At 48.0% G+C, this 15,948-nt stretch carries 11 protein-coding genes and 1 pseudogene; 5 read left to right on the forward strand and 7 right to left on the reverse strand.

The window, feature by feature from the left end; genetic code table 11:
• Nucleotides 1–8: 8 nt before the first annotated feature.
• Genes MKR94_RS05465 through MKR94_RS16960 form a run of 3 tightly spaced genes read right to left on the reverse strand, consistent with a single transcriptional unit; the run spans nt 9 to nt 2,516 of the window.
• On the reverse strand, nt 9–1,133 hold the full coding sequence (locus MKR94_RS05465) for an autotransporter outer membrane beta-barrel domain-containing protein (protein WP_241645946.1): 1,125 nt from the start codon (nt 1,131–1,133) through the stop codon (nt 9–11).
• A gap of 31 nt (nt 1,134–1,164) precedes the next feature.
• The gene (locus tag MKR94_RS16955; RefSeq protein WP_277755605.1) at nt 1,165–1,653 is read right to left on the reverse strand and encodes a S6 family peptidase; all 489 of its coding nucleotides are present in this window, start codon (nt 1,651–1,653) and stop codon (nt 1,165–1,167) included.
• The gene (locus tag MKR94_RS16960; RefSeq protein ID WP_422047503.1) at nt 1,620–2,516 is read right to left on the reverse strand and encodes a S6 family peptidase; all 897 of its coding nucleotides are present in this window, start codon (nt 2,514–2,516) and stop codon (nt 1,620–1,622) included. Before MKR94_RS16960 ends, MKR94_RS16955 begins: the two co-directional genes overlap by 34 nt.
• 590 nt (nt 2,517–3,106) lie before the next feature.
• Between MKR94_RS16960 and MKR94_RS05475 the strand changes: the two genes are divergently transcribed.
• The 4 genes from MKR94_RS05475 to MKR94_RS05490 all read left to right on the forward strand — a co-directional run bounded on the left by MKR94_RS05475 (nt 3,107) and on the right by MKR94_RS05490 (nt 7,150).
• Entirely contained in the window at nt 3,107–4,192 is a 1,086-nt protein-coding gene (locus tag MKR94_RS05475) for a glycosyltransferase (protein WP_241645948.1), read from the forward strand.
• Between the two features lie 10 nt (nt 4,193–4,202).
• Nucleotides 4,203–5,108 carry a glucosamine inositolphosphorylceramide transferase family protein gene (locus tag MKR94_RS05480; RefSeq protein ID WP_241645950.1) on the forward strand — a complete coding sequence of 302 codons (906 nt, stop codon included), beginning with the start codon at nt 4,203–4,205 and terminating at the stop codon, nt 5,106–5,108.
• Nucleotides 5,109–5,263: 155 nt separating this feature from the next.
• A complete protein-coding gene (gene ssuE, locus MKR94_RS05485) occupies nt 5,264–5,821 on the forward strand; it encodes an NADPH-dependent FMN reductase (RefSeq protein ID WP_241645952.1) in 558 nt (185 codons plus the stop codon).
• Nucleotides 5,822–5,965: 144 nt separating this feature from the next.
• A complete protein-coding gene (locus MKR94_RS05490) occupies nt 5,966–7,150 on the forward strand; it encodes a multidrug effflux MFS transporter (RefSeq protein WP_241645954.1) in 1,185 nt (394 codons plus the stop codon).
• Nucleotides 7,151–7,354: 204 nt separating this feature from the next.
• On the opposite strand, the gene xylB is transcribed toward MKR94_RS05490, so the two are convergent.
• The 3 genes and pseudogenes from xylB to MKR94_RS05505 all read right to left on the reverse strand — a co-directional run bounded on the left by xylB (nt 7,355) and on the right by MKR94_RS05505 (nt 12,601).
• Nucleotides 7,355–8,809: a xylulokinase gene (gene xylB / locus MKR94_RS05495; protein ID WP_241645955.1), complete on the reverse strand. Its 1,455-nt coding sequence runs from the start codon at nt 8,807–8,809 to the stop codon at nt 7,355–7,357.
• A gap of 55 nt (nt 8,810–8,864) precedes the next feature.
• Nucleotides 8,865–9,794 (reverse strand): FAD:protein FMN transferase, encoded by a 930-nt coding sequence (locus MKR94_RS05500; RefSeq protein WP_241645957.1) that lies wholly within the window; start codon nt 9,792–9,794, stop codon nt 8,865–8,867.
• A gap of 21 nt (nt 9,795–9,815) precedes the next feature.
• Nucleotides 9,816–12,601: pseudogene (locus tag MKR94_RS05505) on the reverse strand (flavocytochrome c).
• A gap of 374 nt (nt 12,602–12,975) precedes the next feature.
• Between MKR94_RS05505 and MKR94_RS05510 the strand changes: the two are divergent.
• Entirely contained in the window at nt 12,976–14,484 is a 1,509-nt protein-coding gene (locus tag MKR94_RS05510) for an anion permease (RefSeq protein ID WP_241645960.1), read from the forward strand.
• A gap of 63 nt (nt 14,485–14,547) precedes the next feature.
• Here the strand turns inward: MKR94_RS05510 and MKR94_RS05515 are convergent, their stop codons facing one another.
• Entirely contained in the window at nt 14,548–15,942 is a 1,395-nt protein-coding gene (locus tag MKR94_RS05515) for a glycoside hydrolase family 1 protein (protein WP_241645961.1), read from the reverse strand.
• Between the last annotated feature and the right edge of the window lie 6 nt (nt 15,943–15,948).

Below are 15,948 nucleotides of genomic sequence, written 5' to 3' on the forward strand. Positions count from 1 at the left end.
ATAAGCTACTAGAAAGTAATTTTTACGCCTCCTGTTACCGTCCAATCATTGGTTCCTTCACGCTGCAAACGCTGTTGATATTGGGCCTGTGTCGTTAGGGCGATATGTTGAGTCAATTGTAAATCTGCACCACTCTTCACTAAAAGATGATCCCCACCTCTTCCACTATGGAAAATCGTTTTATCCCCGTCCCCGCTTACCGTCGTTTGGGCATTTTTACGCGTCGTGATTCGCCACGCCAATTCATGCGTAAACACAACTTGTGGGGTGGAGTGGGTATTCGCTTGCCACTGATAACGCAGAGTGGGTCGAATATCCGGTGCGTGATGCGCGGTATAACTTACTTTTGCCCCATCGCTGTCTGTAAAATGCTTAATCGATAAGTGCTGATAGTCGACGGCAAGCAACGGCATTAAGCGCTGATTTCCCCATTGCCAAGCCTTCCCTAGTTCTACGCCTGCGTAAACCAGGGTCGCGTGAGGCGAGGCCACATTACCTCGCAAATCGGTGGTTACCGCGCCTTTAATTCGGGTATAACCGAGTTGAGTGGTTAACTGCCAGCCTTGCTCATTCTGCCAGCGAGTCAGACCAGTAATTCCCTGCGTCGAGAAATAGCTTCGGCTTAAGCCGTCGACGGCTTGAGGTTTCATCGATAAGTTTCCACGATGCGCAACGATACTCGCGGAAAAATGCTGAGGACTGTCGGGATCCGAGAGCCAACGCCCTCCCATTAACCAACCTTGATATTTTGACGTGAAATTATAGCCATAATCACTGAATCCTCCCTTAGCATGAAAGTGATCGCCACCGTCATAACCGCTAATGAAAAACTGACTCTGACTATCGTCGACGGTATCAGCAATGAGTCCTGTTAAGGTACGGTTAAAATTTAGCATCATCGCAGGTAAGGAGAGATAAGCAGGTACCTGGGGCGTTACCGCGCGACGAACGGGTTCGGGTTGAGGGGCCGGTGTCGGTTCAGGGGCCGGAGCAGGACTCGGTGCTGGAGTCGGTGCTGGTGTTGGCTCTGGGGTGGGTTCCAGTATCGGATCGGGAGTCGGTTCGGGTGTAGGCTCTGGGTTAGGTTCGGGTATCGGCTCAACCGGAATGCTATTTCCGTTAGCATCTAACATGATGTTTTGCAGTCGATAATCCCAATACTGATTACCACTCCCGGCAACTTTCCGTTCGTTGCTCGAGGCGTGTCCAGGGGCGAACCGTTGGCCGACCACTCATTAGGGTCACTGTGGAGAAGGCTTGCACGGCTCCGCTGTTGTCAGGCTGTTGATTAAGGATAACCAAACCGTCCCCAACATTTAATGCTCCCTGATTAACACCCGTCCCCTGTATCTCGAGTGTCCCGGCGCCAATTTTATGTAAAGCATCATCTTTTAGACCGTTCACTTTCCATAATACGTTTTTACCTTCATCAACCTCGATACCTCCCCCCACCCAAGTCGCTTGCTTTCCCTGCTCTGACTCGACGGTATAATCACCGGAGAACTGAAGTTTTCCCGCACCCAAGTTCACCGAATCAGTCAACCTCAGGGTATTTCCCTCGCCACGGAAAGTCAGATCTTTCGTGGCATCCAACTCCGCCTGCGAGGCCGCAGACGGCGCTAGGTCACGGTACTTTGGTTCAGACCCTGCCAATCCCAACTATGGTCAGTTTGCGTTATCGCATCCGGCAGCCAATAGAGTATGCCGTCACTGGCTTTATCGTTAACGGGTGCAGAGGTGTTCATAGCCAACACTCGGTCTAGATAACCATCCGGGATATACTCTTCACCACTAACCCGAGCATAGATACCACCGTTACTGATCGCCGCGTGGTGAACGCCTGCTAATCGCCATATCTTATCTGCCGTATCGTAGACGAACACCGGACTACCGCGGTCCCCAGGGCGGGTCGCATTACTAAAGAGGGAGGAGTTGGGATCAGTGGGACCAACGTTTTTCCAGCGCAATGTACCGCCTTGTAGCGTAACGGTCGCATTGGCCATAGTCCCCCCCGTTTTCCAACGGTAGGCATCGGTGATGGATATCTCTGATTTTTGGTCGTCACTGACTTGCAGTTGGTAACCAGCTCCCACTCGTGCATACCAAGTGTAACGGTTGCGATCCCCCTCACGTATTGTACTTTTATCGACCGTTGCCACAGGTGCTGCATCGGTCACCACTTTATTGAGACGAGGTAAATTAAAATCAACGCTTGAGACGGTACTGGCATTACGGTTGATCAGGTAATAAGAAGGGGCAAACTTCGCTTTATTTCCAAACTTAATCGCGCCATTAATTGAATAACTATTATGGCGGACACTGGCCATATAAGAAGATCCCACTAATGTAATATTACCTTTATCGGCCACCATACTAAAATCAGGAATAGGAAAGACTAAATAGGCGTCTAACTGCCCATCTTTTCGATAAACAGGGACGTGGGTAGCACCCACTTTATATTTACCTAGGTTTTCACCGAAGTCTCGGTAGTCTTGTACAGCAATATCATGACGCATAATAGATGCGGAAGAATAAGAGGTATAAAGCGCTGAACATATTAGAGCGGCTAATTGTTTTTTCTTATCAAGTGTTTGAATCCCAGTGGTAAATAGAAGTATTATTCACGTCAGCACCCTGTATGACCTTGTAGAATTATAAATTTTTAACGCTATATTTATTAGCTATCGTAAAGTTATTAACTTATTGCCATGAAAGCTTACTAATTTATATACCGTTATCTATTTTGAATAAATTTACCGGGCAATCAAAACGATGATAAGTGACTATTTTTTTCGATACTGAATAATTATTTTTTGATTAATAATATTAAAATTATAAAAATACCCGCTACTTATGGCATTGAATTTTCTAAAATGAGATCCTTAATACATAAAGCAATAAAAATCTTTCCTTTATCAAGAAAGCATTACGATTATTTGAGTCATCCACTGCCACGCTTTAACCGATAATGATGCTATGTATACACAAGGTTGAACTTTCCCCCAGCAAAATAGAGAAAATTGCAGATTATTAGTAAAAAGCTGATTTCCACGATAATCATGCTCGCAGACCCACTGCATAAAATTCTTTGAATGGGTGTTAGCTGATGAAAATTCATTATCTCGTAACAAGTTTAGAGACAGGTGGTGCGGAGTTTGCCATCCCCGATATTGTGACAACCCTAAAAAATCTCGGACACGAGGTCTCGATCATTGCCTGCGAGCCCCGTGATAGCGGTGCTGTCCCGCGTCTTGTTGCGGCAGGATTAAGCTATCGGTTACTGGCATCCCGCCGCCGCTTGCTCCCGATTATCTTGGCTCGCTACCTTTCGATAGCGCATCACGATCGGCCAGATATTATCTGGACCTCATTAAGTTTTGGTAATTTAGTCGGTCAATGTGCAGGAAAACTGTTAAACATTCCGGTTGTCAGTTTTAAACACAGTGCTAGCGTACGTCGTTATACCTATCGTTTGCGCCATAGTTCCGCCTTATGGATTGGTGACTCACAGACTGTCGTGGATTATCTTCAACAACAGATGGGAATTTCAGCCGATAAAGTCATGGCGTGGCCGCTATTTCAATATAATCAGCACTCCCCTCAAGCGAGTTACTGGGATGGCAAATCTCGATTACAGATTGGCAGTGTGGGACGCCTACATGAAGTCAAATGCTATGCGGCGCTGATCGATGCATTGGGATCCTTTTTGGTCCGCTATCCCAATCTCCGCGATCGCTTACAACTGACGATTCTAGGTGATGGTCCAGAGCGGGAGCGATTAGAAGATAAGATCATTGAATGGAATTTACAGGATATTGTCTTACTGCCCGGCTTTTCCGATCAGGTACACGCCTTTATGGCGGGTCTGCATCTTTACGTCCAACCTTCACGCTATGAAGGAATGTGCCTAGCCCTACATGAAGCAATGAATGTCGGTCTTCCTGTCATGGCAACACCCGTGGGTGAAATGCGTGACGCAGTACAAGCAGGTAAAACCGGTTTTGTCCTCGCAGGCAAACTGGATGCAGCCTTAGCCTCGGCACTGCTGGATATATTTGCCACACCTAAGATATTACAGGAGTATGGCGTACAAGCTCGTCACTATGTCGCCACGAAATTTAGCCATCAACAGTTCGTCAGGGCGGCTGAGCAGATTGTGGCGAAGCTCTCAGCCCATAAAACATTAGCCTAGATAGGATATGATGAGCCTATTACAGACCGAAATTTGGCGGGTCGGCGTGATTAATGCGCCAATTCAAGATGTTGTTCAGGCCGCTTCACTGGAGCATTTTCCCATTACGTGGATAGAGGCGGATAAGTCTCTCTGCTTCTTAGCCGATCCTTTTGGCCTATGGCGTGAAGGTAAACTGTATCTCTTTGCGGAAGCCTATGATTACCGTACCCAACAGGGTTATATCGAGGGCTTTGTCTTAGATCAAAACTTTACGGTTTTGGAGAAACGAACGATTCTTAAAGAGGACTGGCATCTCTCCTATCCTTATGTTTTTGAGGCAGAGGGTGAGATATGGATGCTACCGGAAGGCTATAAGTCGGGCCGTTTGACTCTTTATAAAGCGATTGAGTTTCCATGGCGTTGGCAAGCTGAACCACGGTTTTCTTTCCCCGAAGCCGCGATTGATGCCACCCCTTACTTCCATGATGGGCGTTGGTGGATGTTTTATACCCCTCCCGCTCCCAAAGCGGCACGGACTAACACATTAAAACTGGCAATGGCCAATCACCTTTTTGGCCCGTGGGACTCCGCCCCCATTCAAACGCTTCGCGAAGATATCCATGGGGCGAGAATGGGGGGAACACCCTTTACCCTCGACGGTAATATTGTTCTACCAACCCAAGATTGTAGCCGCACTTATGGCGGTGCTTTACAGCTTCTAAGTTTGTCTGACGCGACCTTAGCTCAACCTTCACTTTCCCAAGCTAAGCGTATTGATGCACCACGCTGTCATGCCCCCTTCCATGATGGCTTACACACTTTGGCACAAGCCGGGCCAGTGACACTGGTTGATACCAAACGTACGATTATCGGCTCACCGCATCGCTTGGCCATTGAGCTTGCTCGCTGGCGACGACGAGGTAAAAAGCAGTAAGTACTTCGTATTATTACGCCCCTATTTTGGCAACTCGACGCGAGCAGTGGATGATCTAACCCCATTTATCGATAACTATTGCTAATTTTTTTACTTCACACTGGCCGAAAAAATCGCCACACTGGTGATCTATCTCACATAAATAAGGCTAACTGATGCAAATTTTATTAATAGGGGGGAGCCCAGCCCAACGGTCGCGGACTCAAATTCTATTAGACCATTCGGCAGATTGGTTACGCCACCGTGGTGCTCAAACCTTAACGTGGCGCGCGACCGATATTCCGGCTGAAGTCTTACTTCATGCCCAGTTCGCTCATCCCTCTATCGCTCAATTACGCGAGGATGTTAAGCAGGCTAATGGGATTATTATCGCCACGCCCGTCTACAAGGCCGCCTACACTGGGGTACTCAAAGCCATGATCGATCTCTTACCCGAGCGAGGATTTGAACACAAAGTCGTTCTCCCCTTGATGACGGCAGGCAGTGCCAATCACTTATTAGCACTCGATTTTAGCTTGAAGCCTCTGGTCGCAGCGTTAAAAGCGGAAGAGATTATCAGTGGCGTATACGCCAGCGATCAACAAATTCACTATCCCGATGCTGACCACCCAGCCCGAATTGATGAAGAGGTCAAATGCCGTTTGCAGGATAACCTTGAAGCCTTCTACCAAGCCTTGCAACGCCGACCCTCACAACAGCAGGCGGTTGCTTGACGTTTATTTTCCTTCTTAGGTCAGGGCTTAAGAAGGAGAAATATTAATGATCCCAATTCACAAGGCCTAGCATGGATTGATGAGTATAATTGCTGGGTAATCAGGTAAAGTAGCCTTCTACTCTTCACTGACAATCGGCGACTCATGACTACTCCCTACCACCGTCCAGTCTCTACTCAAGGACTACCTTTTATTCTTATCCTCAGCGCATTGATGGCCTTTACGTCGCTATCGGTGGATATTTATCTCCCCGCGATGCCAAGAATGAGTGCGAGTTTGCATGGTAATACCGAGTTAACCATTACCGGATTTTTGATTGGCTTTTGTTTAGCGCAGCTAGTGTGGGGGCCGATAAGCGATAGATATGGCCGCCGTTTACCCTTGATAATAGGAATAACACTCTTTGTGGTAGGTTCCATCGGCTGTGCGCTGTCACACACCATCACGCAAATCGTTTTTTGGCGAGTATTCCAAGCGCTTGGGGCCTGTACCGGCCCCATGTTGGCACGAGCCATGATCCGTGACCTCTTCAGTCGTAGCCGTGCTGCGCAGATGCTCTCCACGCTGATCGTGATAATGGCCATCGCGCCCATCGCTGGGCCGATTATTGGTGGTCAGATGATCCTCTTCACCAGCTGGCATATGATCTTTTGGTTATTAGCCGTCATTGGTCTAGCAATGCTAGGAGCATTATACTGGCTCCCTGAAACCTTACCCCCAGAGCGGCGGGTCCAAGCATCCTTACTGCAGGTGTTTCGTAATTACCGCGACCTACTGGGTCATCGTCGATTTATGCAATTCACCCTTGCACTGACTTTTTATTATGTCTCAGCATATACCTTCATTACTGCTTCTCCCTTTGTGTACATTAATTATTTCCATGTCTCGCCCCAACACTTTGGCTACTTTTTCGCGGTGAATATCCTTGGCGTAATGGGCATGAGTATTATTAATCGGCGCTTAGTGCATCGTTTCGCCTTAGAGCGATTATTAAAAATTGCCGTAAGTGTATCGGCCTGTGCGATGGTATTATTAGCCGTAACAACTTACCTATCAGTGGGCGGCCTACTCCTGATGACGGTATTAATTTTTATTTTCTTCGCCATTAATGGGGTTATCGCGTCGGTGACCACTGCAGCGGCGCTGGATACCGTACCACAAGTGACCGGCGCGGCATCAGCGCTTATTGGCTCACTACAATACGGCAGCGGGATTCTCTCATCAGCTTTATTAGCCATTTTCAATAGCGGGACCCCGCTAACGATGGCCTTGATGATGGCCGGATTTACGCTGGCCAGTTTTATGATGAGTCATTTTGCGAAAGCGTAACGCCTATGCTGGGCTACGAATTCTGCCCAGCTTATTAACGCCCCCTTAAGAACGTTGAAGGCTTGAGCTAGAGTGCGTGTTGGAAGAATGAAGTGCCTATTCTACCGGTTATCACTTTTACTCCCCGAGTCGTACACAGCATACGGCAGCCTTTTCAAAATTTGTCGATGCCGTACGCTATCACCCAACTTGACCTAGGTCGTCTTAGGTTACACCACTCAGTTGGCGGTACTTCTGCTGGAATAAACCTAACCGCTGTTGAAAGAATTGATGGCGCTCTGGCTGTGGGCGATACGTGGCGACAATCGGTGAAAGGGGAAAGTTTTCCGCCAAGCTTAGCCCGGGGTTGCAAGCCATTTTCGCCAAGCGCGCAGCACCTAACGCGGGGCCGACATCCCCATCCTGTCGATAATCAAGACATTGCCCCGTCACATCTGCCAATAGCTGACGCCAAAACTCACTTTTCGCGCCACCGCCAATTAATGTCACCGAGGTGGGGACGACGCCACTCTGATGTAATGCCGCCATCCCTTCCGCCAGTCCTAGGCTCACCCCTTCAACGACCGCAAATGCCAGTTCTACAGAGCCATGCTGAGTGGTTAAACCGGTAAAACTCCCTGTCGCGTAAGGATCATTATGCGGTGTACGTTCGCCAGCTAAATAGGGCAGAAAAATGGGAGAGTGCTCTTCTACCTTCGCATGTTGGGCCAGCTTTAGAAAATCACTCACTGAGGCTTGCCCAGTGATTTTAGCCCCCCAATCAAGACAAGACGCCGCACTAAGCATCACCGACATAAGATGCCAGGTTTCAGGTAACGCATGGCAAAAGCTATGAACGGCTTGGCGACTACTGGTATAGAAACCGTCGCTGACTGCAAAATAAACGCCGGAGGTTCCCAATGAGAGCATCGCTTGGCCTGACTGCCATACCCCCACACCCAATGCCCCTGCCGCATTATCTCCACCGCCTGCCACGATAGGCACAGCTGAAGAGAACCCCCATCGTTGCTGGTGTTCTTCTAGTAAGTGTCCACTTACTTCAGGGCCTTCTAAAAGTGGGGGAACTTGTTGCAGTGTTAATCCACAAGCCTCAAGTAATGTCTCATCCCACTGACGCGTCGCAACATTTAGCCAAAGGGTTCCTGAAGCATCAGACATGTCGGTGGCATAACAGCCAGAAAGTTTCCAACGTAAGTAATCTTTCGGTAATAAAACTTGAGCGATCTGACTAAAAATATCCGGTTCATGTTCAGCGACCCAAAGGAGTTTTGGGGCAGTCATTCCAGTCATCAGCTGATTACCCGTAATTCGCTCAATAGAAGGAGCTCGCTGATTAAGCCGTTCGCACTGTGGCGTACAGCGACCATCGTTCCACAATATTGCTGGCCGCAGAGGCTGGCCATCGCTATCGACTAACACTGCCCCATGCATCTGCCCTGTCACGCCTATTGCCTTGACGGCCTGCAGTGATATGCGCTCGGCGATCTGGTCAAGTGCTTGCTCGGTCGCTTGCCACCACTGTGCTGGCGTTTGTTCCGACCAGAGCGAGTGAGGATGGTCGCAGGTTAATGCGATAGATTGGCTGTCTTGTACCCTAAACTGTTCATCCATCAATACCACTTTAACGCCAGAGGTTCCTAAATCGATACCAAGATACATGGGCCATTCTCCAGATTAAGGCAGCCTTCACCCTAAGCATTATCGATAAAGAATTCTACTGATTTACATCGAGAACGTGACATTGGAAGTGCTGCTGTGAGGAACAAATAACTTGGTTATGGCGTGTGATCATCACCGCCTCAAGTTCTGGATGGTGAGCAAGCCATGCGAGGCTCTGTTCAACCCCCATGCCGTACAATAATGTGCTGTAAAGGTCACCGATCAACGAAGACTCACTGATCACCGTCACGCTCAGTAAGTCGTTATCCAAAGGATATCCCGTCCGACTATCAAAAATATGGTGATAACAGCGCTGTTGATGGAGAAAGTATCGCTCGTAAATTCCTGAGGTCACCACCGATCGCCCACTTATCGCTAGGCGGGCACTTAATGTCTGTGAGTCGCCAAAAGGCTTGCGCAAACCAATCTGCCAAGGATGATCTTCGGGGCATGAGAGGGTATGTATGTTCCCGCCTAAATTGATTAACGCATAAGGCTCTTGCTGATCCTGTAAATATTGGCAGACTTTATCAGCAATATAGCCTTTGGCAATGGCCCCGAGATCAATCTCCATCCCCGGTTTTCGCAGAAAGAGGGATCGGCTATCAGGATCCAGCTCAATATCTTGTGGATCGATCAAGGTTAACGCCTTATCGATCTGATCACTAGGCGGAGGACACTGCCCATTAAAGCCGATACGCCACGTTTTAACTAACGGGCCAATCGCCAAATTGAACAGACTGCCCGGCAACAGGCTGACTTCGCGCGCGAGGGAAACCAGCTGGAAAAGCGCATTGGGTACAACAACGGGATGCAGACCGGCAGCGCGGTTTACCGTCATTAACAACGAATCGGCTCGATTTACCGTTAACAGAGCCTCTTGCTGAGCAATTAACTGAAACACTTCACGAGCACGCTGTGGATTGTCTTGGGAGAGCGATACGCTAATCGGCGACCCCATCATTACTGCCTGATAATCTGCCATACCGCCTCCCTTGTTACGACGTTAAACCGTTTTAACCCAATTAGCCGCTTGTTCACCGGCTAAGAGTCCAAAGATAATGATATCCGCCACCGCATTACCGCCGATACGATTAGCACCATGAATGCCACCAACGACTTCCCCTGCCGCCCAGATACCCGCTAATGGGTAATTATGGGTATCCAATACCTGTGCCTGAGTCGAAATGGCAACACCGCCCATAGTATGGTGAACACCGGGCGCTACCTTAATCGCGTAAAAAGGCCCTTTATCCAACGGATGACGTAATGCCGTTGTGCGACCAAATAGCGGATCTTGCTGCAGACGAACACCTTGATTAAACGTGTCTAATGTTTGTGTTAGCACAGAGGGATCTATGCCGATCTGTGTCGCGAGATCGTCGATGCTCTCACCTTGGACCACAAAACCTTTCGCAAGATACTCCTCAGCAGCTTTGTTTTGGGATCTCACTTGCTCATCAAAAACGATCCACGCACTCTTCTCTGCTAAGCCAATGATCTGCGCAGACACCTTGTCACGGGTTTCCATTTCATTACAGAAACGAACGCCCGCTTGGGAGACGAGTATCGCCCCACCGCCACGAATCGATTCAGAAATAAGATAGGCACTTTTTTGCTCAACGGTAGGGTGAATTTGAATTTCCGCCATGTCGACTGTCGCCGCACCAAGGTTTTGTAATAAGGTTATTCCACTGCCCGTTGCGCCTTTATGGTTGGTGGTGACAAATCCTGTTAATTCAGGACGATAATGCTCAACCATCTTAGTATTAGCGCTAAACCCGCCGGTGGCGACGATAACCGCTTTAGCGTGTAAGATACGGCTTTCACCGTATTCATCGATAACCTTCACTCCAGAAACTTTCCCTTGGTGATACTCAATATTATCGGCCTTAGTGTCGAGCAGGACTTCAATATGACGCTGGGTAAGATTTTTCACTAACCCACTTATTAAAAATCCTCCCACAGCAGAACGATCAGCAGGACGGTGAGTTCGATCAATACTCATTCCGCCAGTGATCGTAATATCGCTTAGCACGATCTCCTGTTTAGCTAGCCAATCTATAGCCTCCGGGCCCTTTCCACAAATTGCTGCAACAAATCGGGATTGTTTTTAAATTTCCCGCCTTTTAAAGTTTCTTCATAGAAGCAGGCTTTACTGTCTTGAATCCCTTTTTCTTGTTGATAGCGGGTTTGCGCCGCATTCATTCCAACGGAAGCTTTAAGGGTATTCCCCCCGATTGTCGGCATACGCTCAACCACGACGACTTTTGCCCCCAGATCGTGGGCATTGATGGCGGCAGCTAATCCCGCACCACCGCTACCAATCACAATGACGTCATAGTGTTCTAAACTGGCTGGATCGACCCCACTATCTTCTGCCCAGTGTTTGGTGGAGGTAGAGAGCGCGCGTGAGACGGCTTTTTTGAGTGCCTCGCTTTGCGTCGTTGCCCCGGCAATCGCATCGACATAAGGACTGTTCGCCACTAACATCCGGCTGCGTAATTGTTCAAAAGTCTGCGTAAAGTCGACATCCAGACTACTGTCCGGCTGCAAGCGAATATCAGTGATCCGATCGGTATCGAGTTGAACATCAATGACCAATTTAAGCGCTTCCGCTTCCACTTTTTCATGGTAGACCCCGGCTTTGAACTTTTTACCCACATTTTGGACATCGCGGATCATGGCATCGACCAAGGAGAAGTACCACAGGGGTTCCGGTATAGACAGAGCTTCGCGTTGCGTACTCTCCATCTCCAGCGTTAAGCGCTCACCAGAATGCAGACGCTGCCACCAATCCGGATAAACAATACAGGCCTTACCTACCGCTAACAGGTCGTAGCCCGCAGCCAGGGCTTGATCGACATCCGTTCGATTAACAATCCCCCCTACACCGATCACTGGAACTTTTGCTAGGCTTGAGGAGGGAGAAAGTGCTTGCCGATAGCGGGTGATAAGTGGCGTGTGATCCGCCAGATCAATAATCGATGATCGCGACCAATGTCCTACCGAAAAATGTACGTAATCTAGCCCACGTTGCGCGAGTTTCTCGAGCAGATAGAGGCTATCTTTAAAGGTAATCCCCGGTTTTTCCATCTCTTCGGGTGAAAAGCGATAACCGATAATAAAATCGTTAGCTTCAGCGCGATCGACCATCTGGTGAGCAATATCCAAGACGGCTAGCGGAAAACGAGTGCGTTTTTCGCGATCACCTCCCCAATGATCCTGCCGCCGATTAGAATGCGGGGAAAAAAATTGCTGGATCAAATAGGTGTTTGCTCCGTGAATTTCCACCCCATCAAACCCAGCTTTGATCGCCCGATTTACCGCATCACCGAATTTAGTGATCAATACGTCAATCTCTTGGCTACTCAGTTCACGCGGCGTTGTTGCCCCTTCACGAGCCGCCGCGACAGCACTCGGTGCAACCGGTGTTTTACCACCGATCAACTCAGGCTCTACCATCCGCCCACCATGGTAGATCTGTAAGATCGCGAGCGCGCCCTGTTGTTTGATCGCGTTCGCAATACGGGCCAGCCCTGGAATTTTTTTGTCGCTATCAATCCCCAAGGCACCTGGAAAGGCAGGTCCCAGTGGCTCGATGAAGCAACACTCGACAATCACAGCACCCAGCCCTTGTGCGCGCTTACCGTAGTACTCGACTAAGTCTTGCGGAACACTTCCATCGTAAAACCCACTACAGGTTGTCATAGGGGCCATTAGAAGTCTGTTTTTGATGGTTTGACCTTTTGGGAAACACAATGCGGTATTCAAGACGTTATTAAGATCCATTCGCGCTCCAGAGGCTATCGTTACATGGCAAGAGAGAGTTATTTTCCCCACTATAAGCCGATGCGATTTTCCTCCCCCTTCGTCTAGATCAAAGAACGGTGATAAATTAATAAATGAATACGTATTGGAAATAAGTCAAACATAAATTCAAACAATGCTTAACAAATATTTAACTATATGATTTTTAATTCATTTATATAAACTCACGCCAAATTTGTTTAGGATCAAAAAATTAATAAACTTAATGCGAGCTTGAAAGGCACTCTTTTATCTTTTGATAGAAATCAACACCTCACTGAGTAAAAAATCGATGATGGTGAAGATAAATTCGGCTGCATTCTCTCCTCCATCGATCGATTACTGAGTGATTATTCATGATTAAGGACAGTGAACAAAACGTTTCTCCTGCTCCGCCCCCCACATCAGGGCGAGCAAAAAAAGCCATCATTTTTCTTCTCCCCGCCTTGATAGCATTACTATTATTAGCCACCCCTGTACCAGAAGGCTTATCTCCCCACGCTTGGCACTTTTTTGCTATCTTCGCTGCGGTGATCGTCGGCTTGATTTTTGAGCCTTTACCCGGCGCAGTGATTGGCCTGACGGGAATCGTTGTAGTCGCGATCTTCAATCAATGGCTATTATTTAGCCCTGAACAACTGGCGGATCCGCAATTCAAGACAGCCAATCAAGCCTTTAAGTGGGCGGTAAGCGGCTTCAGTAACTCGACGGTCTGGTTAATTTTCGGCGCATTTATGTTTGCTGCAGGCTATGACAAAACGAATTTAGGCCGACGCCTAGCCTTGATTTTAGTGAAGTTTCTTGGCCGTAGGAGTTTAACCCTAGGCTATGCTATTACTTTCGCCGATCTATTATTAGCGCCGTTCACCCCTTCGAACACGGCACGCAGTGGTGGGACTATTTATCCAATTATCGCCAATCTCCCCCCACTTTATGGCTCCAAACCTAATGACCCAAGCGCTCGTAAGATTGGCTCTTATTTAATGTGGGTCGCCATCACAGCAGCCTGTATTACCAGCTCAATGTTTTTGTCTGCGCTAGCCCCCAATCTGCTGGCTTTAGCGCTGGTTAAAAGTGTGGTAGGCATTGATATTACGTGGGGAAGATGGTTTTTAGCCTTCCTCCCTGTCGGGATTTTACTGATTGTCACTATGCCGCTGTTGGCTTACTGGCTCTATCCGCCCGAAGTCAAAGTTAATGAGGAAGTGCCGAAATGGGCAGCCAGTGAACTTAAAAAACTCGGTAGGATGTCACGTAATGAGATTTTACTGCTGTGCTTTGTCTGCTGTGCGTTACTAATGTGGATCTTTGCTGCGGCGTGGATTGAACCGGCGATGGCGGCATTGCTCGTGGTGGTGTTGATGTTGTGGACCGGCGTGCTATCTTGGAACGATATCACCAGTAATAAGCCTGCGTGGAATACCTTTGCGTGGTTCGCCACATTAGTCGCTTTGGCGGATGGTTTAGCCAGAGTCGGCTTTATTCGCTGGTTAGGTCAAGAGGCAGGACTACTGTTAACGGGGATTAGCCCAACGGTTGCCACCGTAATGCTCTTTTTAGCGTTCTACTTACTCCATTATCTCTTTGCCAGCTCAACGGCACATACCACGGCATTGCTCCCCGCTATTCTTACTATTGGGGCAGCGATTCCTGGTATTGATATGCCGATTTTCTGTTTATTACTCGTGACCTCTCTAGGCATTATGGGGATCATTACACCTTATGGTACCGGACCGAGTCCTATTTATTATGGTAGCGGTTATTTACCTACCAAAGACTATTGGCGGCTAGGTTCAATCTTCGGTGTTATTTTCTTACTCGCCTTACTGTTTATTGGCTACCCTTGGATGAAGATGATTTTCTAAAGACTACACATCATCTGACCATCCCCCTAAAAAAGAGGCATCCAAAGATGCCTCTTTCCCGTTTTACGCTTTCAAACTCGCGCCATGAGTACGAATCACGTCTTGATACCAGTAGAAACTTTTCTTCCTGGTTCTTGCTAAGGTGCCAGATCCATCATCTTGACGGTCCACATAAATAAAGCCATAGCGTTTACTGATCTCGGCTTTTGAGGCACTGATAAGATCAATCGGTCCCCATGAAGTATAGCCCAGTACCTCAACACCATCTTCTATTGCTTCGCGGACTTGGACAAGATGGTCATTCATATAACTAATGCGATAATCATCTTGGATTTGCCCATTCTCATCAGGGTGATCTTTAGCACCAAATCCATTTTCCACGATAAACAGAGGCTTTTGATAACGATCCCATAACTCATTGAGTAAGGTACGTAATCCTACTGGATCGATCTGCCATCCCCATTCAGACGCTTGCAGGTGCGGATTCGGCACCATATTAAGAATATTGCCACGAATTTTCTTATTCAACGCTTTATCGGCGGTAACACAACCCGTCATGTAATAACTGAATGAGATAAAATCGACGGTTTGCTTGAGAATATGTTTATCCTCTTCCGTGATGACGACATCAATGCCTTGATCACGGAAGTAGCGCAACATATAGCCGGGGTAAGCGCCTCGACATTGTACGTCGCCAAAGAATAGCCATTTACGATTCTCTTGTAGGGTTGCAAAGACATCGTTAGGTTGACAAGTCAGTGGATAGACCAGACCACCTAGTAACATATTGCCGATTTTCGCGTCCGGAATGAGCAGATGACAAGCGCGAACCACTAAGGCACTGGCCACTAACTGGTGATGAATGGCTTGGTAGACATCACTTTCACTACAGCCATTTTGTAACCCGACACCGGTCAGCGGCGCATGAAGAGACATATTGATTTCGTTAAAGGTCAGCCACCATTTTACTTTTTCAGCGTATCGTTTAAACACAACTTTAGCGTAACGCTCAAAAAAGGTAATCACTTCTCGATTTGACCAGCCACCATAGTGGGTGACGAGATGCCAAGGCATCTCATAGTGTGAGAGGGTAACCATCGCTTTAATACCCTGTTTCGCCAGCTCGTCGAATAATTTATCGTAATAAGCTAGACCGGCTTCACAGGGCGTTAACTCGTCACCTTTTGGAAAAATACGTGTCCAAGCAATCGACACACGCAGTATGCCAAAACCCATTTCGCTAAATAGCGCAATATCCTCAGGGTAACGATGATAAAAATCGATAGCGATATCTTTCAGGCTAAAAGCACGGCCTTTACGGTCATTCACTTCCCCAAAGATCCCTGTCGGCTGTACATCTGATGTTGAGAGCCCTTTCCCTTCTTCTTGCCAAGCTCCTTCTACTTGATTAGCCGCCACGGCTCCCCCCCACAGAAAATCGGTTGGAAACTGTTTCATTGTCAT

Source organism: Rosenbergiella metrosideri (assembly GCF_022602565.1).
In the GTDB taxonomy this organism is placed as follows: domain Bacteria; phylum Pseudomonadota; class Gammaproteobacteria; order Enterobacterales; family Enterobacteriaceae; genus Rosenbergiella; species Rosenbergiella metrosideri.

What these genes read in the sequence shown, in the direction of transcription:
- MKR94_RS05475 (WP_241645948.1), top strand. Translation starts at nt 3,107, where the DNA reads ATGAAAATTCATTATCTCGTAACAAGTTTAGAGACAGGTGGTGCGGAG.
- MKR94_RS16960 (WP_422047503.1), bottom strand. Translation starts at nt 2,516, where the DNA reads ATGCGTCATGATATTGCTGTACAAGACTACCGAGACTTCGGTGAAAAC.
- MKR94_RS05490 (WP_241645954.1), top strand. Translation starts at nt 5,966, where the DNA reads ATGACTACTCCCTACCACCGTCCAGTCTCTACTCAAGGACTACCTTTT.
- MKR94_RS05465 (WP_241645946.1), bottom strand. Translation starts at nt 1,133, where the DNA reads ATGTTAGATGCTAACGGAAATAGCATTCCGGTTGAGCCGATACCCGAA.
- MKR94_RS05480 (WP_241645950.1), top strand. Translation starts at nt 4,203, where the DNA reads ATGAGCCTATTACAGACCGAAATTTGGCGGGTCGGCGTGATTAATGCG.
- ssuE (WP_241645952.1), top strand. Translation starts at nt 5,264, where the DNA reads ATGCAAATTTTATTAATAGGGGGGAGCCCAGCCCAACGGTCGCGGACT.
- xylB (WP_241645955.1), bottom strand. Translation starts at nt 8,809, where the DNA reads ATGTATCTTGGTATCGATTTAGGAACCTCTGGCGTTAAAGTGGTATTG.
- MKR94_RS05510 (WP_241645960.1), top strand. Translation starts at nt 12,976, where the DNA reads ATGATTAAGGACAGTGAACAAAACGTTTCTCCTGCTCCGCCCCCCACA.
- MKR94_RS05515 (WP_241645961.1), bottom strand. Translation starts at nt 15,942, where the DNA reads ATGAAACAGTTTCCAACCGATTTTCTGTGGGGGGGAGCCGTGGCGGCT.
- MKR94_RS05500 (WP_241645957.1), bottom strand. Translation starts at nt 9,794, where the DNA reads ATGGCAGATTATCAGGCAGTAATGATGGGGTCGCCGATTAGCGTATCG.